Below are 18615 nucleotides of genomic sequence, written 5' to 3'. Positions count from 1 at the left end.
TGTCTAGGAAAGGAAACTGTTTAGACAATGCCGTTGCAGAGAACTTCTTCGGCATATTAAAAACTGAGATGTATCACAATGAAACGTTCAAAGATGCGAATGAGCTCATTGAAAACATCAAAGAATATATTGATTACTACAACAACGAACGCATTAAGCTAAAACTAAAAGGCCTGAGTCCGATACAATATCGAAATCAGGCCTTGGTTGCCGCTTAGAAATGAGTCCAACTTAATGGGGTCACTTCATTTATACCTGCCTTTTTTATTACCTTCAAATTTCTCGCTTTCCTATTTCTGCGATAAACAGCCCAACCGTGCTGTTAATGGCAGCTAGTTACACTTCTTAACAAATTTCCTCCTTACACCCAACGCTTTTTCTTAGGGCGAAATGGGAATAATCGTTACACTGTAACAATGTTGACGTCTACGTTAACTTGGTATTTATTAAGACTGACTTATAACAATAAGATTAACGACAAGAACAAGGATACCCCATGTCTAAAGTAAGTGTATTTTGTCTTTCTGCCGCTTTAATTGGCAGTGCAATGCAAGTAAATGCTAAGGAAGGCATGTTCACGCCAGAACAACTTCCTTCAATTGCCGGCGATTTAAAAGAAACAGGCTTAGCAATCCCTGCTAGTAGTATTAACGACCTAACCGCGTTCCCAATGGGCGCAATAGTGTCACTTGGTGGGTGTTCAGCATCGTTTGTCTCTGACAAAGGCTTGGCCGTTACTAACCACCACTGCGCGCGCGGTTCTGTTCAATATAACAGCACCCCCGAAAACAACTATTTAAAAGATGGTTTCCTAGCAAAAGAAATTGGTGAAGAACTGCCCGCCGCGCCGGGTACACGCATGTTCGTTACGGTCGATTTTTCTGATGTAACCGACAACGTCATTGGCGGCATCAGTGATGACGTTCAAGGCCGCGAGCGCTACGACCTCATTGAAGCAAACCGCAAAGCGTTAATTGCAGAGTGTGAGTCTGAAGCGGGCTTCCGCTGCTCTGTACCTTCGTTTTTCCAAGGCCTTGAATACAAGCTAATAAAGCAAATGGAAATCCGTGACGTGCGTATTGCCTACGCGCCTGCTGATTCAATTGGTAAATACGGTGGTGATGTAGATAACTGGATGTGGCCTCGCCATACGGGCGACTTCTCGTTCTACCGTGCTTACGTGGGTAAAGACGGTAAACCAGCTGATTACAGCGAAGAGAACGTGCCATTTAAACCGGAGCATTTCTTAAAAGTTTCGGCAGCTGGACTTGAAGACGGCGACTTTGTTATGGCAGCGGGATACCCTGGCTCTACTAACCGCTATGCGCGTTTATCACAAGTGTCGTACACGTTTGATTGGCTATATCCCACTTACCTTGAACTGGTAGATGCGTGGATTAAAACTATTGAAAGTGCATCTGAAGAAGGCAGTGATGCGCGTATAAAATATGAAGCTTTGTTAGCGGGTCTTAACAACTTCCACAAAAATACGTTGGGCCAGCTTTCTGGCGCTAAACGCGTTGGACTTGTTCCACGTCGCGCTGAGCGAGAAGAGCAACTAGCTGCATGGCTTGATAAAAACGGTAAGAGTGAGATGAAGCAAGCACTTGCCGATCTTGATGCGGTTAGCGCTGAGCAAATGCAAATGAACAAGCAAAACTTCTGGTACAACAACCTCAGTCGTGCACAACTCTTGTCGTCAGCCCAAACCCTTTATCGCAATGCCATCGAAAAAGAAAAGCCGGACGCAGAACGTGAATCTGGATTTCAGAAGCGCGATCAAATTCTTCTTAAAGAAGGCGTAGAGCGTATTGAGCGCCGCTTTGATCCGGTTGTTGATCAGGCCGTTTGGCATAAAATGATTAGCATGTACCTAGAACAGCCAGAAGAAAACCGAGTAGCCGCGTTCGATAAAGCAGTAGGCATTGATGGTGGTACCGACGGAAAAACACTTCAGAAGAAGTTAAAAGCGTTTTACGACAATACTTCATTAACTAATACTGAAGAACGTTTGAAATGGTTAACTGCAAGCCGAGCTGATTTCGAAAATAGCAACGACCCGTTCATTAAACTTGCGGTTGCCCTGTTCGATACCGAGATGGCTATAGAAGATAAGAGCAAAACGCTAAGCGGTAAAGCTGCTGCGCTTCGCCCTAAATACATGAGTGCCATTATTGAGTGGCAAAAATCTTTGGGCAGCCTTGCTTATCCAGATGCAAACAGTACGCTGCGCGTCACTTACGGTAACGTAATGGGCGGCTCGCCAAAAGACGGTCTGATTTACGAGCCTTTCACTCGTCTTGAAGGTATTACAGAAAAAGACACGGGCGAGACACCATTCGACTCACCTAAAAAACAGCTTGAGCTTATTGAAGATAAGAAATACGGCCCTTACAAGTTAGACGCTATTAACAGCGTGCCGGTAAACTTCCTGACGGATTTAGATTCAACAGGCGGTAACTCAGGCTCAGCAACGCTCAACGCAAAAGCAGAGCTTATCGGCCTGTTGTTTGACGGTACATTCGAGAGTGTAAATTCTGATTGGGATTTTGACCCGAAAACAACCCGTACCATCCATGTAGATAGCCGCTACATGTTATGGGTAATGGAATACGTTGACGGTGCAACGAACCTCATCGAAGAGATGACCATCGTTAAATAACCACCGCATAATGGGGTCAGAGTACATTAATTGGGGGGTCAGAGTACATTTTCCCCCTAATGCCTTCCGGTAAATAAGGAGATCGTTATGAGGTTACTAATAAGGCTTGTTAGTTTAGCCGTGGCTGCGTACTCGTGTTATAGCGGAGCTATAACCGGTGAGTGGAAAGCATCTATCGCTATTATTTCGCTATGTGCGTTGATGTTCTTAATTACGTTTATTTCTAAGACTCGCGGCGGTACGCCGGGCTCTCAGGGCGATGGTGCCTCAGCGATATACACGCCAAGCAGCAGTTCAAGCTCATCTTGCAGCAGCGATGGCGGCGGTGGAGACTGCTAAAAAAATGGGGTCAGAGTACTTTTTTTAAGTATTAAAGTACTCTGACCCCAATATTTTTGCTGCTGGGTTCACGCTGTAGAAATGTACTCTGACCCCATTATTTTATTTGAGGTTGCGGAGGCCTTGGGTGAGGAGTCGGTCTAGTGCGTTGGCGAAGTTTTGCTTGTCACGTTGGGAGAAGGCTTTCGGACCGCCTGTGTGTTCGCCGCTTGAGCGCATAGTTTCCATGAAATCACGCATGCCCAGTATCTGCTTGATAGACGACTTGTCGTATTCTTCACCACGATTATTCAACGCTAGCGCATTTTTTGCCAGTACATCGGCGGCTAACGGAATGTCATTGGTAATCACTAAGTCACCGGCTTCACACTTCTCTACTATATAATCGTCAGCAGCATCAAAGCCTGACGGCACTTGCGTTAAGGTTATATGCTTGTCTGGTGGAACAGACATAGAATGGTTAGCCACCAAAGACAAAGGCAGCTTGGTACGTCTAGCTGCCTTAAAAAGGATGTCTTTGATCACTGCAGGGCACGCGTCGGCGTCAACCCATATATGCATGGTCGTATCTCGTAGCTGTATCTAATTACGCTAGCATACCACCATCTACCACCACTGTCGTGCCAGTCGTGTAGGTTGAAGCGTCTGATACTAAATACAATACTGTGCCCGCCATTTCATCTGGGTCAGCGACACGACCTAGTGGAATAACTTTAAGCGCGTGCTTCAATATTTGCTCGTTAGTTGTTAACGCTGACGCAAATTTAGTATCGGTTAAACCTGGCAATAGTGCGTTTACGCGAATGTTCAAGCTACCGCACTCTTTTGCAAATGACTTAGTCATGCTGATGACCGCAGCTTTCGTAATAGAGTAAATACCCTGCATGTCGCCTGGTGTTACACCGTTTACCGATGCCGTGTTGAGAATGACGCCACCACCCTGCTCTTTCATCATTTTGCCAGCTTCAATCGACATGAAGAAGTAGCCACGAATATTGACGTCTACAGTTTTATTGTAGGCGCCAAGGTCAGTATCTAAGATATGCCCAAAGTAAGGATTGGCTGCCGCGTTGTTCACTAGAATATCCAGTTTTCTAAAATCGCGTTTAATGACGTTAAATGCTTCTGTAATTTGCTCCATTTCACCCACATGACACGCTAGCGCTGTCGCCTTACCACCTGCGTCACGAATTGAAGAAGCAACGGCTTCACAGCCGTCAATTTTGCGGCTTGATACAATTACATGCGCGCCATACTGGGCAAGCAAACGGGCAATAGACTCACCGATACCGCGACTTGCACCTGTAACCAGTGCCACTTTTCCTGTTAAATCAAAAAGGTTCTTCATTGTCATATCCTTAATTCTTGCTGATAAAGTGCTGTGTGCTTAATTTCTCTTATTAACGCTTGTTGCGGTGCCTGCTCTAGGCCAACATACCACCGTCGAGTACTACTGACTGACCCGTCATGAATGACGACTCATCGCTACACAACCAAGCAATGGCATTAGCAATCTCTTCTGGTTTACCCAAACGCTTCATTGGATTGGCGCCAATAAGCCCTTTTTGGCCTCTTTCATCCAATTTTGATAAAACGCCTTGCACCATAGGAGTATCTACAAAGCTTGGACAAACAGCGTTAATACGAATGTTCGCCCTTGCGTATTCCACCGCCGCCGATTTAGTAAGTCCCACTACCCCATGTTTGGAAGCGCTGTAAGCGCTAATCATAGGCGCAGAGCGCAATCCAGCTACAGAGGCAATATTGATGATGTGGCCACCGCCTGATGCCGTCATATGCTTAAGGGCGTTTTTCATGCAATACCATACGCCAGCTAAGTTGACCTGAATATTCTTCATAAACATGGCATCATCGACTTCAGTTAGCGGAGCTGGAAAATGGTCGATTCCCGCATTATTAATAACCACATCAATCTTGTCGTTATGAGAAAGCGCCGTGTCGAACATCGCTTTTACCTGAGCAGGTTCGGTAACATCCACCGCCACCGCATAGGCTTTGCCACCTGAGGCAACAATTTCTTCAGCCAATGCTTTGGCGTTTTCTTCGTTTAGATCTGCAATACCAACTGTTGCACCACGCGCACTCAATACGCGAGCCGAAGCAGCACCGATACCCGAGCCACCACCAGTAATAAGAATATGCTTGCCTTCGACATTTGCAGCTACATTCATTAGCTGTACTCCAATTTCGTGAACAAGCGCAACGCTGTTAAATAAAGGTCACTGCGCATGCTCTTTGTTTTGAATGATTAAAAATAACTCGCTTTTACGTTGTTACACGTTGCCTCGCGTGAAGAAAGCACTTCAATATCGCGACTGACCAGCGGTAATTCCCAATTTAAAAAGTATTCCGCGGCCGCTAATTTACCTTCATAAAAGTCAGCATCTTGCTCGCCTGCACCGTTAGCGAGTGCTTGTTCGGCAACATTTGCCTGGCGCAGCCAAATCCAGCTCACCACACAACTTGAAAATACGTTTAAGAAGCAACTCGCATTGGTTAGCAAAACTGGTTGCTTATCTGAGCGCAGATCTGCCGCTGCTTGTTGGATTAAACCGCCAAGCTGATCTAGATAGGGTTTTAATTTTGCAGCCAGCGCCTGTGCTCTTGGCGTTTCTGCGCGCTTCATATCACTGGTTACACGAGAAAGCAGAACTTGAAGACCTTTGCCATCGTGCTGCCATAACTTTCTTCCTAACAGGTCTAACGCCTGAATACCATTTGTGCCCTCGTGAATTGGGTTAAGGCGGTTATCGCGCCAGCACTGCTCAACAGGATATTCACGGGTGTAGCCCGCACCACCTAGAATTTGAATAGCCAAATCGTTGGCTTTAGGGCCAAACTCCGAAGGCCATGCTTTGAACACGGGTGTTAAAAGATCTAAAAGCTGAGAAAGCTCGGTGCGCTTTTCGCTGTCAGTTTCTGTCTCCATCTCATCGATGAGCATGCTGCCGTACAAGCAGAGGGACATGCCGCCTTCACAGTAGGCCTTTTGCGCTAGCAACATACGTCGCACGTCACCGTGATTGATAATAGGTGTAGGCTCATCTTCTGGCGCAAGATTTGGCGCAGCGCGACCTTGAGTACGATCTTTTGCGTATTCTAGTGAGTAACGGTACCCGCGATACCCTATCATGGCAGCACCATAGCCCACGCCAATGCGGGCTTCATTCATCATCATGAACATGTAGCGCAACCCCTGGTGCGGCTCGCCAATAAGGTAGCCGTGGCAGTCACCATTTTCGCCAAAGGTCAATGCGGTTGAAGTTGTACCTCGGTAGCCCATTTTGTGGATGAGGCCAGCAAGGGTAACGTCGTTGCGCACATCTGGGTTGCCCTCAGCGTCTAGGCGGTATTTAGGTACAGCAAATAAGGAAATACCTTTTACACCAGCTGGGCCACCTGGAATTTTCGCCAACACCAAATGTACGATGTTGTCGGAAAGCTCATGCTCACCACCTGAGATATAAATCTTGCTGCCTTTGATTCGATACGTACCATCATCTTGCGGCCTTGCTGACGTACGAATATCAGCAAGTGACGAACCGGCATGGGGCTCGGTAAGTGCCATGGTTCCAGTGAAGTCACCCGCTAACATTTTTGATAGAAACGCACTTTTGATATCTTCAGAGGCAAAATGCTTAATGACATTAGCAGCCGCTGCAGTTAAGAAAGGATAAGCAGTTGACGATGGGTTAGCCGCCAAGAAGTAGCCCGCACAGGCATTCATAACGGTAACAGGAAGCTGCATACCGCCATCTTCAAAATCAAAATGACCCGCGATAAACCCAGACTCTCTGTATGTGTCAAAAGCCACTTTTACGTCATCAATCATAGAGACTTTGGTGCCGTCAAAAGTAGGCTCATTTTTATCGGCAACAGCGTTATGAGGAAGAAACAGTTCTTCTGCCATCTTCTCAGCCATGTCAATCACGGCGTTGAAAGTTTCCACATTGTGCTCTTCGAAGCGTGCTTTTTCACATAAGGCAGCGGTATTTAAAACTTCGTACAGCTGAAATTGCATTTCACGGCGGGGAATAAGTTGGTCGGCCATGGTGTCCTGTCCTCTACGAATACTTGTTAACACATTGTGTCATATTCGTTATCGTGCCATTATTGTCATTAATGACACAATAATGGTCAATCACGCCAACAATCACTGAGTTTTATCTTACTTTATAACTCGAATTATTTTTATGAATGACACGAAATTCACCGTGACCGTACTCGGATTTAATCAAGCGTTAGCATCTGCCATTACGGGAGCGCTCGATGTATTTGCTTTCGCAGGTATTAGTTGGCAGCGAATACACAGCTTACCGACCAGCCCACAGTTCAAAGTACAGTTGGCCAGTCACCATGGCCAGCCTATTCTTTGCTCTAATCAGGTAATTTTGCAGCCAAATATCGCCATTGAAGATGTGTCGCACACCGATATTCTGTTAATTCCAACAATCGGTGGCGATATTGATGAAGTGCTAGACAGCACAGCGCCTCTGCTTGTACATATAAGGCGTCTTCAGAAAATGGGGGCCGACATTGCAGCCAATTGCACCGGCACTTTTCTTTTGGCCCAATCCGAATTATTGGACAATAAAATTGCCACCACACATTGGGGATATGCAGATAAATTTAAGAACATGTACCCTACCGTAAACTTACAACCCGAGAAAATGGTTACTGAAGACGATACGGTGTTTTGTGCAGGCGGCGGCATGGCGTGGATTGATTTATCTATCTTGTTGATAGAACGCTACTGTGGCCATCAAATTGCCAGTGATACGGCAAAATCCCACGTGTTAGATGTGTCTAGAACTAGCCAAACTGTTTACGCGAGCAGTCGTCAGAGGCATTTCCACTCAGACAAGGATATTAAAGCGGTACAATCCTTCTTAGAGAAAAACGTACAGAACAAATGTACGCTAGGCGAATTAGCGCAAAGGCATAATATGACCGAACGCACACTTATACGCCGTTTTAAAAACGCGTGTGATATTACACCAGGTCAGTATTTACAGTCGCTACGCATTGAGCATGCGAGAAAGCTTTTGGAAACCTCCGGGATGCCGTTAGAGCGCTTAATCAGCGCGGTGGGATATGAAGATCTTAGTTCTTTCACACGTCTTTTTAAAAAAACTACTGGATTATCACCCTCTCAGTATCGTGCAAAATTTAAGCGGAGCTAGGAACTGGCGGAATGCTTTTATATAAAACGCACCAAAAAATATCTTTGTTCTAAGACAAATGTTCCACGCCTGTGCACAAAGGCGTTTTGAGTACATGCGCTCTAACTAATATTGTGCATTTGCGATGAAAAACGCGTCGTATTGCACAAATTTGAAGTTTTTATGTAAAAGTTTGTGTAAAATGCAGCGCCAAGCATAGATTGTTAATTTTTGTGCTAAAAACACTACAAAAGTATAATTTTAAAATCATCTTGGTGGAAACATGAGAACACACAAAATCGCCACACTAGCGTTAGCCGTTAGTGCTGCGTTCAGCTCTTCAGTTCTTGCACAAGAGGCCGCGACGACAGAAAAAAAAGAAGCCTCACTTGAACAAATTACCGTTACTGCGCAAAAGCGTACCCAGTCTATTCAGGAAGTACCTATTTCTGTTGCGACTTTAAGCGGTGAAAAATTCGAAAGCCTATTCTCTGGCGGTGAAGATATTCTTGCTTTAGCAGTTCGCGTGCCTGGTCTTTACGCCGAGTCATCAAATGGTCGTGTTGCACCGCGTTTTTATATTCGTGGTCTAGGTAACACAGATTTCGACCTTGCGGCATCACAACCTGTTTCTATTATCATGGATGAAGTGGTAATGGAAAACGTGGTACTCAAAAGCTTCCCGCTTTTCGACGTTCAGCAAGTAGAAGTACTTCGTGGCCCACAGGGTACACTATTTGGTCGTAACACTACTGCAGGTATCATCAAATTTGATACTGTAAAACCAACCCAAGACGTTGAAGGCTATGCGAAAGCAGGCTTTGGTTCATACGGTACAATGAACTTTGAAGGCGCAATTAGCGGTGGTCTTACTGACGAACTTTCTGCACGCCTTTCTGTATTGTCACAAGAGCGTGATGATTACATCGACAACGCAGCAACTGGTCAAAACAACGCATTAGGCGGCTTCGATGAGAAAGCATGGCGCTTGCAGCTTCTTTGGGAGCCATCAGCTGACTTTTCTGCCCTTCTTAACGTACACGGCCGTGACCTCGAAGGTACTGCTTCAATTTTCCGTGGTAATGTCTTCAACAAAGGCAGCAATGACCTAAATGATAGCTATGACCGCGAAACAGTAAGCTATGACGGCGACCTGGAAGGCAACGGTACTGACAACAATCCACAGTCTTACGAAGGTTTAGGTACATCACTTAAACTAGAATATGACATGGATGAAGTAACCTTTACTTCAATCTCTGCAATCGAAACCGCGGAAGGCTCTAGCCTAGGCGATATCGATGGTGATGCCATTGCTTCACAAAACTTCGTAACTCAAGATAATCTTAATGATCTTGAGCAATATACGCAGGAATTCCGTTTAGCAAGTAACACTAGCGATCCGATGAACTGGCAAGTAGGTGCTTTCTATTATGATGCATCATTTAACGTAACCAGCATTGACGGTTTCTTTGGTGCGACGACAGTATTCCATGAAAACCAAACATGGGCTGTATTCGGTCAATCATCTTACCAAGTCAACGATAAGTTAAACGTAACGGGTGGTATTCGCTATACTCACGACAAGAAGTCTCTTGTTGTTGGTGAACAAAATGTTGACGGCTTTGCCGTTGTTTTAGGCATTGCTGCCGTTCAGGATTACGAAGACATCAACGTAGATGACGGTCAAACAAGCTTTGAGCTTAGTGCGAACTACCGTGTAACTGACGACATGTCTGTTTTTGCTCGCTATGCGAATGGTTTCAGAGCGCAAACAATCCAAGGTCGTGACGTGGCATTCGAAGGCGCACCTTCAGTTGCAGACGCAGAAACTATCAACTCTTTTGAAGTAGGTGTTAAATCTGACCTGTTCGATGATACGCTACGTCTAAACGCTGCTGCGTTCTACTATACCGTTGACGACATGCAATTCTCAGCTATTGGTGGCGGTAACAACTTTACTGCACTAGTAAATGCTGATGAAGGTGAAGCTTACGGTTTCGAAGTAGACGCTCAATGGCTAGCGACTGATGAACTAACTTTCACTGCTGGCTACAGCTATAACCACACTGAGATCAAAGATGACTCTCTAACTGTTGCACCTTGTGGTACTAGCGCTGCAAGTGGCTTCACTGGTTACTGTACTGTTACTGACGAACGCCCAGATGGTTTCAACGCAATTATTGACGGAAACCCTTTCCCTCAAGCGCCTGAATCAATCTTTAACTTCACAGCACGTTACACCATCCCTATGGGCGATGACGGTGAATTCTTCGTGTTTACTGATTGGGCATTCCAAGGCGAAACCAACATCTTCCTATATGAAGCGGTTGAATTTACTACTGACGACAACTTCGAAGGTGGTTTACGCATTGGTTACGAGAACTTTGCGCACAACTACACAGTAGCGCTATTCGGTCGTAACATTACTGACGAAGATAACGTTAAAGGTGCAATCGACTTTGCAAACTTAACGGGTATTGTAAACGAACCTCGTATTTGGGGTGTTGAGTTTAAATACACTTACTTCTAAGCAAAGATAAGTAGTTAGTTCTATTCATTCGAGCTATCTACTGATTTTTTGAATAGGCGGTAACGTTGAACAACGTTACCGCTTTTTTGTGCCTGTTAAGCTGCCATATGAATATCAGATGTAGGCATTTGCACAAGCTGCTGTAATTTCCTACACACCTTCACCCATCGCGCTACTTTTTGATAGTAAACCTGCTCGATCAACTGCCCTTTTTCATTAAACAGAAAGCTCGCCAGCTTCCCTTTACTACCAGGCATATAAAAGTGATGCACCGTGAATTGATGAGATAAAGGAGCATGTGCCACTTTTTGATACATACAGAAAGGCAGTGCATTTGCACGCTCATCGCCACCAGTTAAGCGACTACGGCGCTGAAACGTATCTGAACCTAAATCAGCCATTATGCCATGTTTTAAAATAAGCTGGTCGACCGCTTTAATACCTGTTTGCATAACTATCTCCTAAATGTTGCGCTAATCAGCGAACTAAGATGAGACTCAAAATAAACCATACTGATATTTATACAGTATATGGTTATTTGTTTAAAATGCAAACAAAAAAGCCGCTTATTCAAGCGGCTCCTGTTTAGTCGTTATCAAAAAGCTTAATCGAGGGCTGATTCTAGGAATGCCCACTGGTCAGCATACCCCTCTATTTGCATCCATGTAGGTGTGCCTGCACCGTGTCCCGCTCGGGTTTCCACGCGAAGCAGAACTGGGTTGTCACAGCCTTGATCTGCCTGTAATTGCGCTGCGAACTTATAACTGTGCCACGGCACAACGCGGTCGTCATGATCACCCGTAGTTATCAACGTTGCTGGGTAACAGGTGCCAGGCTTAGTGTTATGAAGTGGCGAATAAGCATAGAGCGCTTCAAATTCGTCTTTGTTTTCACTTAATCCATAATCAGAAGACCATGCTCGCGCATTTGCACTTGGTGTGTGATAGCGAAGCATATCTAGCACACCGACTGCAGGTAAGGCTGCTGAGAAAAGATCTGGGCGCTGAGTCAAGGTCGCACCAACAAGCAAACCGCCATTCGAGCCACCTTGAATACCCATCTTTTCTGGCGTGGTGTAGCCACTTTCAACTAGATACTCGCCTGCTGCAATAAAGTCATCAAATACGTTCTGCTTATCTAACTTAGTACCGGCCTTGTGCCACTGTTGTCCATACTCGCCACCACCACGTAAGTTGGCTATGGCCAGCACATTACCCTGCTCTACCCATACCATGCGTGATACTGAATAGCGTGGTAACAGTGAAATATTAAAACCACCGTAACCGTACAATAGCGTTTTATTGTTTCCGTCTAACTTCAGGCCTTTCTTATGCACAATAAACATAGGAACTTTGGTTCCATCTTTACTGATGTAAAAGATTTGCTTCGTTTCGTAGTCATCATAATTAATGCCAGTATCGATGGTTTTAAACAACGATGACTCACCAGTTTCTATATCATAGGCAAACACTTGACCAGGATTGGTGAACCCAGTGAGCTTATAAAAAGTTGTATCGGTATTTTTACTACCGTAAAAGCCGCTTACGCTTCCAATGTCAGAAAACGCAATTTCATCTACTCGCTTGCCGTTTAAGTCAAAAACACTTACTTGCCCTTTTACATCTTTTAGATACTGTGCAAAGAGCTTTTCACCAAGAAGTGAAACGCTAGACAAGGTATCAGAAGTGCTCTCAATTACGGTTTCCGTTGCTTTAACGCCACCATCGAAATCAACCTTAATAACCTTACCTGTAGGGGCATTTGCTGTAGATGTGAAAAATAACTCGTCGTCATGCTCGCCAATCAGGTCGTATCGACCGTCCCACTTATCAAAAACGGGAACAAGGTCACTGTTCTCCGTTACCAGCGACTTAGCGTAAACACCATTCGCCTGATATCCCTCGAATACAGAAATAAGCAGTGTTTTGCCATCTTGAACAACCGAAGGATAAGGGTTCCATGTAGGTTTATTGTCAAACGCGAAAACCTTTTTGTCTTCACTTTGTGCTGTACCTATTGCGTGAAAATAGATGGATACGGTTTGGCTGTCATCATACTTACCGGCGTCATTTTGCGGGTAACGGGAATAGAAAAAGCCACTCTCATCAGGCAGCCACGCAATATTCGTAAACTTAATACCTTTGATGGTATCCGTTAAATCCGACTTGCTGCTGGTGTTGCGAATGTGAATGGTTTTCCAGTCGGTACCGCCATCGGAAAGCATATAGGCTAAATACGAGGCTTTAGGACTTAGTTCTGTTGACGCCATAGACACTGTGCCATCTTCACTCAGGGTATTTGGGTCAATCAGAACTTCAGGCTCACCGTTAACGCCGTCAGCCATATAAAGCACGTATTGGTTTTGTAAGCCGTCGTTATAAGAGTAAAACAGCTTGCCGTTTACCATATAGGGTGTTGAATATTTTTCGTAATCCCACAGCGCCGTTAAACGTTCTTTGTATCGCTCTCTAGAGGGCAACTCAGCCAGATAAGGACGAGCAAGGGTGTTTTGAGACTCAACCCAAGCACTTACCTCTTCGCTCTTTTCTTCCTCTAGCCAGCGATACGGGTCGCTAACCACAGTACCATGGTAGTCATCCTGCTGCGCTACAGTTCTGGTTTCTGGATAACCAGGCACTTTCGGCATAGCAACGTTTTTGGTTTCACTTTTTACCGAATCGGTATTCGCAGTGTAAGAGGTTGTGCAAGCCAAGGTTAAGCCTGCAGAGGCTGCTACTATGGCAGCGTATATTAGATTTTTCTTCATTTTTATTCCTCAAACGAAAAATGCCGGTCTTAACCGGCATTTTCTATTTAGCTTTCTGTCGTAATTTGTGCGTGTTTTCGACCTCTAAACACACCCTTAATGTCATTTAGAATGAGGTATAGTGCAGGGACAAGCAGTAAGGTAATCACGGTGGCAAATAAGATACCAAAGGCCAATGAAATGGCCATAGGGATCACAACCTGAGCCTGTAAACTGCGCTCAAAAACAATCGGCATAAGCCCCATAAAGGTTGTTAATGAGGTAAGTATGATTGCTCTGAAACGCTGTGTACCGGCACTGATTGCAGCGTCCATAAGTGACATGCCTTCTTTGCGTGCTCGGTTAACAAAATCCACCATGATTAAGCTGTCGTTAACTACCACCCCAGACAAGGCAATAATACCGCAGATAGAAAGTACGCTTACTGCCATACCTAACACCAAGTGCCCAACAATGGCCCCTACAATACCAAACGGAATAACCGACATGATAATGAAGGGCTGGCTGTAAGATTTAAGCGGAATAGCTAGCAAGGTATAAATGGCAAACAGTGCAAATAGAAGTCCCTGCATAAGGCTAATCATAGCGTCAGCCTGTTCCTTAGAGTTTCCTTGAAGCTGAAAATCCACGTTTGGATAGCGCGCAAGTAGATCCGGCATCAAATTTTCAATCACATCGTTGGTTACTTCTGACGGGTCTAGCAACGCTTTATCCACAGCACCAGTTACGGTTACCGAGCGTTTACCGTCGACACGAATGATTGAATCAAAGCCCTGACCTACCGTGAACGTCGCCACTTGCTCAAACGGTATTTCCTGACCATTGGGCGCGCGTATACGCATGTTTTCAAGGTGTTCAATAGAGCTACGCTCTGTCTTTGGATAACGTACCATCACCTTAATTTCTTCATCATCACGCTGAATACGCTGTACTTCCGCGCCATAGAAACCAAAGCGAACCTGCTGACCCAAATCACGCAAAGAAATGCCTAATGCATCAGCTTGAGGCTTCAGTGCCAGCTGAATTTCTTCGCTGCCGCCTGAGAAGGTGTCATTGATATCAGTAACGCCTTCGTATTTATCCAAAGCTTCCTTAAGTTCTTCACTAATTGCACGCAGTGCCTTTATATCACTCGAACTGAACTCAAAGCTAAGATCAGAACCGCCACCTGGGCCGCCCGGCGAACTAATATTGAATGACTTAACACCAGGAATTTCAGGTAGTTCTTCACGCCACATGTTTTGAATTTCAAAATCAGTGAGCGTTCGGGTTTCGCCTTTTGTAAGCTCCGCAAAAATTTCACCACCAAGGTTTCCATTGTCAAAAGCAATGGCGTGTTTAATTACGTTCTCACCCGACTCTTCAGCCACTTTTTCGTCCATGCGGTGCATGGCTTCGCGCAGTGTAGTTAACACATTGTCACGCTGTTCTAGCGAAGAACCTGGTTCAAGTTCGAAGCTAGCGATCATAAAGTCACTGGGTATGTTGGGGAAAAATACAAAGCGCACGATACCACCGCCAAACAAACCTACGGTTAGGATCAACATAGCAGTAAATACAGCGACTGTTGTGTAGCGATTTCGAACGGCTTTAGCTAAAAATGGCGCATATTTATTGTGAATAAACGATTTTATTCCTTCACTGAAAAAGTCTCTAAACTTTTGAAAAGCATTAGCCTTTGCCGGGTCATAAGGCTTCAGTTTCATATGTACCAAGTGAGCAGGAAGTATTAACTTGGACTCAATGAGCGAGAAAATAAGGCAAACAATCACCACCATACCGATGGTTTTCCAAATAATGCCAAAGGGCCCAGATACCATAAGCATAGGTGAAAAAGCGGCAATGGTAGTCAATACACCAAAGGTCGCAGGCATGGCCACCTTTTTAACACCCGCGATAACGTTTTCCGCGCTATGGCCTTTTTTGTCTATTTCAGAATACGCCGATTCACCCATGATAATGGCGTCATCAACCACTATACCTAGCACAAGAATAAACGCGAATAGACTAAGCATATTGATAGACACACCTACCATGTCTAACGGCATTACTAGCAAGGTGCCAAGAAAGCAGACTGGCAAGCCAACAATTACCCAAAAAGCGAGCTTAATCTTTAAAAACAAAGACAATACCAAGAAAACGAGTAACGCACCGAAGAACATGTTTTCTAGCATCATGTTAAGTCGGTCGGCTAGGTAGAATGAGCTATCCCCCCATGTATCAGCGGTAATGTGCGCAGGAAATTCTGATTTGTGACTATTAATATAGTTGTTAACTTGCTCTGATATTTCCAGAGCATTTTGATCGCCTACCGCGCGGACGCGCAAACTAACAGCGGGTTTGTCATCAAATAGCGCATATTGGTTATTTTCAATGAAGCCGTCGTTGATGTATGCCACATCACCTAAGGTCACACGTGTGCCGTTGGCGTTAGTCAGCAATACTATCTGAGAGAAATCCCAGCCTGTATACGCCTGCCCTTTTGTTCTAAGTAATATATCGCCATTTTCGGTACGGATTGAGCCGCCAGGTAAATCCACACTCGTCTGACTTAAACGCGCCACGACTTCAGCAAACGTTAAATTATATTTTTGTAAATCGACTTCAGATAGCTCTACAGAAATTTCATAGTCTCTTGCCCCAACCACCTGAACACTTGAAATACCAGGTAGGTTAGCAATGTCGTCGCGCAAATCTTTGGCAAACTCTTTTAACTCCCGTTCAGACGCGTCGCCGTAAACCGAGAGCCAAATTACGTCTTGTTGTATTTTTTGACGGTAAATAACGGGCTTTTCAGTGTCTGCGGGGAAGCTCGGAATAGCGTCAACTTGTACTTTTACTTCATCAAGTAAAGATTGAACATCATAGTCTTCTTCCACCTGAATACTTACCGTACCCATTCCTTCAACGGCTGTGGAATTGAGCTGCTTGATGCCCTCTAAGTCTTTGATGGCCTCTTCAATTTTAAGCAGTACGCCCTCTTCTACTTCCTGAGGCGCTGCACCCAAATACGGCACGCGGACATTGATAACGTCTATCTCGAAATTGGGGAACACTTGCTTTTGAATACTAAAAGCACCGAACAACCCGCCCACTACGAGCAACCACATTAGAAGGTTAGCAGCAACGTTATTGTGCGCGAACCAAGCGATTAACCCCTTATTGGTCTCAATACGGCTCATTAGTTATCACCTTCCGACGTCTTGCTTTCTACTTTGTCGGTATCTTCCGTGGTGTCCAATTCAGCGGCATCAGATAGCACTGGTTCGTCACCTGGTAGACGAACTTTCATGCCGTTGTACGGGTTAGGTACAGCGCTTCTTACTACTAAACTTCCGGGCTCAATACCAGAGCGAATGAATACCTCTTTTGCAGTTGTGCGTGCCACTTCAACAGGTTTAATTTCTATTTCACGGTTGTCGTTGACTGTAAGCACTGTGTTGTCTAAACGAAGAATACTACGAGGAAGTACAACCAGATCTTCATTCTGACGAGACGTGATTTCTGCTTCTACAAACTGACCAAAACGAAGGGGGGCATTGTGTGAAGATTTCAGATTGTAAGGATCTTGTACTTCCACAATGGCATATACTACTCGGCTGCCTGTATCTAAAATACCTTCTGAACGCACCAGTTTACCTTCCCAAGTACGTTTCACACCGCCCACAGAGGCCGTCAACGAAACCGGAGCGCCGTCATTGGATTGTCCGGCAATATTGATAAACATTAAATCGCTGTCAGTAATAGGCAGCCTGACTTCTGCAGTATCGGTGGAGTAAACGGTACCAAGTACTGCGCCCATTGATACAAACTGACCCAGGTCAATATTACGTTCAACCACAATGCCATTATAAGGGGCTGTAATTTGCGTTCTTGCCAAGTTGCGTTTTGCGCGCTCTAGTTTGGCTTCTGCAGCTTTAACGTTTGCTTGTTCTTTTGCCAGTTGCGGCTTACGTAAACCCAACTCAGGCGGTGCAACGCTACTTACCGAACGCCATTCTTGCTCTGCTACTTTGCCGCGAGCTATTTCTTCTTGAAGCGCTGCTTGCGCTTGAGCTAATTCAGCCTCTGCAAGCTTAAGATCCGTGCGATAATCATCTTGTTCAAGTGTTGCCAGTAAATCCCCTTTTTTGAACGTACCGCCAGCTATAAATACATCAGACAAACTTACTACTTGGCCACTGACCTGCGCACTTAACGCAGTTTTATTTCGTGGAACAACATTACCCTGAGATTTTACGATAAAGCTCACGGCCTCTGCTGTTGCTTCTTTCGCTTCAACCAAAAAAGCAGGAATTTCCACGGGTACTTGCTCTGGTGGCTTACGTGATTTGATCATGACTGTCGCGGCGATAAACGCGACCAAAACTATGATTAGTGGAATGCCACTTTTCATCAAGATGGAGTTTTTCATTTACTATCCCTAGGAACGAAGGAAATCCACGCGAGTGAAACGGACGCAACGATGTATTGCACTTTCACATACCACCTGATAACCCACGAAAATCTATTATTATTGTTTCAACACTAGTGTACTGATTTGTGGTTATTGTGCCCACCTAAGATTGTTAAATTTTGTGTCTGTTAATTGTTTTTAAAATACACATAAAAATCAGCCGCCCTAATATAAAAAATTATCAAAAGAATACAAAGTAAGATTGATAATTATCAGATTTTCGTTGATTATTTAATCACTCATTGGTTATGAGTTAACCGGCGGTTGTTATTTGAGCTTAGTCTTTAATGCGAAGTAGCCTCGGGAATGATTTCGCTACGTTGAAGGGAAAACACATTATGAGTCTTAAGAAACAATACCTTAAATCAAAACCTCTGTGCAAAGTGACATTTCGACTAAATGCGGAAGCGGCGCAAGACGCCAAAGAAGCAGCGTTGTGTGGTGACTTTACTGACTGGAAATCACAGCCACTAACGATGAAGAAACTGAAAAGTGGAGACTTTACGTTAACGGTGGATTTAGAGAAGGATCACGAGTACCAGTTTCGCTATCTCATCGATGGTGAAAAATGGGAAAACGATTGGGAAGCAGATGCTTATATTCCCTCACCTGTGAGCATAGAAGACAACTCAGTGGTGCGCGTTTAAATTATTGTTCCATTAAAAAACACACCCGTAA

14 protein-coding genes are annotated in these 18615 nt (G+C 44.8%); 6 read left to right on the top strand and 8 right to left on the bottom strand.

Annotated elements, in window-relative coordinates; all coding sequences use genetic code 11:
* The 3 genes from BGK61_RS07480 to BGK61_RS07470 form a co-directional block, all read left to right on the top strand.
* Positions 1-218, top strand: a 218-nt coding sequence (locus BGK61_RS07480; protein ID WP_157888785.1) for an IS3 family transposase, incomplete at its 5' end; no start/stop codon positions are given.
* A 278-nt stretch (positions 219-496) separates the two neighbouring features.
* Positions 497-2662 carry a S46 family peptidase gene (locus tag BGK61_RS07475; RefSeq protein WP_076012931.1) on the top strand — a complete coding sequence of 722 codons (2166 nt, stop codon included), beginning with the start codon at positions 497-499 and terminating at the stop codon, positions 2660-2662.
* Between the two features lie 87 nt (positions 2663-2749).
* Positions 2750-3001: a hypothetical protein gene (locus tag BGK61_RS07470; RefSeq protein ID WP_014998599.1), complete on the top strand. Its 252-nt coding sequence runs from the start codon at positions 2750-2752 to the stop codon at positions 2999-3001.
* A gap of 102 nt (positions 3002-3103) precedes the next feature.
* Here BGK61_RS07470 and BGK61_RS07465 read toward each other — a convergent pair whose 3' ends face one another.
* The 4 genes from BGK61_RS07465 to BGK61_RS07450 form a co-directional block, all read right to left on the bottom strand.
* Positions 3104-3562, bottom strand: a complete 459-nt coding sequence (locus BGK61_RS07465; protein WP_014949724.1) for a YaiI/YqxD family protein — start codon at positions 3560-3562, stop codon at positions 3104-3106.
* Between the two features lie 25 nt (positions 3563-3587).
* Positions 3588-4349: an SDR family oxidoreductase gene (locus tag BGK61_RS07460; RefSeq protein ID WP_076012552.1), complete on the bottom strand. Its 762-nt coding sequence runs from the start codon at positions 4347-4349 to the stop codon at positions 3588-3590.
* Between the two features lie 76 nt (positions 4350-4425).
* Entirely contained in the window at positions 4426-5193 is a 768-nt protein-coding gene (locus BGK61_RS07455; protein WP_014998600.1) for an SDR family NAD(P)-dependent oxidoreductase, read from the bottom strand.
* A 77-nt stretch (positions 5194-5270) separates the two neighbouring features.
* A complete protein-coding gene (locus BGK61_RS07450; protein ID WP_014998601.1) occupies positions 5271-7073 on the bottom strand; it encodes an acyl-CoA dehydrogenase in 1803 nt (600 codons plus the stop codon).
* A gap of 142 nt (positions 7074-7215) precedes the next feature.
* Here BGK61_RS07450 and BGK61_RS07445 point away from each other — a divergent pair, with 142 nt between their 5' ends.
* Complete coding sequence (locus BGK61_RS07445) at positions 7216-8205, top strand: GlxA family transcriptional regulator (RefSeq protein WP_076012551.1); 990 nt, start codon at positions 7216-7218, stop codon at positions 8203-8205.
* A gap of 262 nt (positions 8206-8467) precedes the next feature.
* The gene (locus BGK61_RS07440) at positions 8468-10714 is read left to right on the top strand and encodes a TonB-dependent receptor (RefSeq protein WP_076012550.1); all 2247 of its coding nucleotides are present in this window, start codon (positions 8468-8470) and stop codon (positions 10712-10714) included.
* A gap of 95 nt (positions 10715-10809) precedes the next feature.
* Here BGK61_RS07440 and BGK61_RS07435 read toward each other — a convergent pair whose 3' ends face one another.
* From BGK61_RS07435 to BGK61_RS07420, 4 genes are all read right to left on the bottom strand, one after another.
* The gene (locus BGK61_RS07435; protein ID WP_014949730.1) at positions 10810-11166 is read right to left on the bottom strand and encodes a hypothetical protein; all 357 of its coding nucleotides are present in this window, start codon (positions 11164-11166) and stop codon (positions 10810-10812) included.
* Between the two features lie 152 nt (positions 11167-11318).
* Positions 11319-13481, bottom strand: coding sequence for a prolyl oligopeptidase family serine peptidase (locus BGK61_RS07430; RefSeq protein ID WP_076012549.1), 2163 nt, complete (start codon positions 13479-13481; stop codon positions 11319-11321).
* 47 nt (positions 13482-13528) lie between these two features.
* Complete coding sequence (locus tag BGK61_RS07425) at positions 13529-16663, bottom strand: efflux RND transporter permease subunit (protein WP_076012548.1); 3135 nt, start codon at positions 16661-16663, stop codon at positions 13529-13531.
* Positions 16663-17895, bottom strand: coding sequence for an efflux RND transporter periplasmic adaptor subunit (locus BGK61_RS07420; protein ID WP_076012547.1), 1233 nt, complete (start codon positions 17893-17895; stop codon positions 16663-16665). The genes BGK61_RS07425 and BGK61_RS07420 overlap by 1 nt, the downstream gene beginning before the upstream one ends.
* A gap of 380 nt (positions 17896-18275) precedes the next feature.
* On the opposite strand from BGK61_RS07420, the gene BGK61_RS07415 reads away from it, so the two are divergent.
* Positions 18276-18584 carry an isoamylase early set domain-containing protein gene (locus BGK61_RS07415; protein ID WP_014949733.1) on the top strand — a complete coding sequence of 103 codons (309 nt, stop codon included), beginning with the start codon at positions 18276-18278 and terminating at the stop codon, positions 18582-18584.
* Positions 18585-18615: the final 31 nt, after the last annotated feature.

The organism is Alteromonas abrolhosensis (assembly GCF_001953635.1).
In the GTDB taxonomy this organism is placed as follows: Bacteria; Pseudomonadota; Gammaproteobacteria; order Enterobacterales; family Alteromonadaceae; genus Alteromonas; species Alteromonas abrolhosensis.
The sequence above is the reverse complement of the archived record's forward strand: the minus strand, read 5'-3'. Positions and strand labels throughout refer to the sequence as shown.

Bases quoted from the DNA above. Each gene is read 5' to 3' on its own strand.
- BGK61_RS07475 (WP_076012931.1), top strand. From the start codon at position 497: ATGTCTAAAGTAAGTGTATTTTGTCTTTCTGCCGCTTTAATTGGCAGT.
- BGK61_RS07470 (WP_014998599.1), top strand. From the start codon at position 2,750: ATGAGGTTACTAATAAGGCTTGTTAGTTTAGCCGTGGCTGCGTACTCG.
- BGK61_RS07465 (WP_014949724.1), bottom strand. From the start codon at position 3,562: ATGCATATATGGGTTGACGCCGACGCGTGCCCTGCAGTGATCAAAGAC.
- BGK61_RS07460 (WP_076012552.1), bottom strand. From the start codon at position 4,349: ATGAAGAACCTTTTTGATTTAACAGGAAAAGTGGCACTGGTTACAGGT.
- BGK61_RS07455 (WP_014998600.1), bottom strand. From the start codon at position 5,193: ATGAATGTAGCTGCAAATGTCGAAGGCAAGCATATTCTTATTACTGGT.
- BGK61_RS07450 (WP_014998601.1), bottom strand. From the start codon at position 7,073: ATGGCCGACCAACTTATTCCCCGCCGTGAAATGCAATTTCAGCTGTAC.
- BGK61_RS07445 (WP_076012551.1), top strand. From the start codon at position 7,216: ATGAATGACACGAAATTCACCGTGACCGTACTCGGATTTAATCAAGCG.
- BGK61_RS07440 (WP_076012550.1), top strand. From the start codon at position 8,468: ATGAGAACACACAAAATCGCCACACTAGCGTTAGCCGTTAGTGCTGCG.
- BGK61_RS07435 (WP_014949730.1), bottom strand. From the start codon at position 11,166: ATGCAAACAGGTATTAAAGCGGTCGACCAGCTTATTTTAAAACATGGC.
- BGK61_RS07430 (WP_076012549.1), bottom strand. From the start codon at position 13,481: ATGAAGAAAAATCTAATATACGCTGCCATAGTAGCAGCCTCTGCAGGC.
- BGK61_RS07425 (WP_076012548.1), bottom strand. From the start codon at position 16,663: ATGAGCCGTATTGAGACCAATAAGGGGTTAATCGCTTGGTTCGCGCAC.
- BGK61_RS07420 (WP_076012547.1), bottom strand. From the start codon at position 17,895: ATGAAAAACTCCATCTTGATGAAAAGTGGCATTCCACTAATCATAGTT.
- BGK61_RS07415 (WP_014949733.1), top strand. From the start codon at position 18,276: ATGAGTCTTAAGAAACAATACCTTAAATCAAAACCTCTGTGCAAAGTG.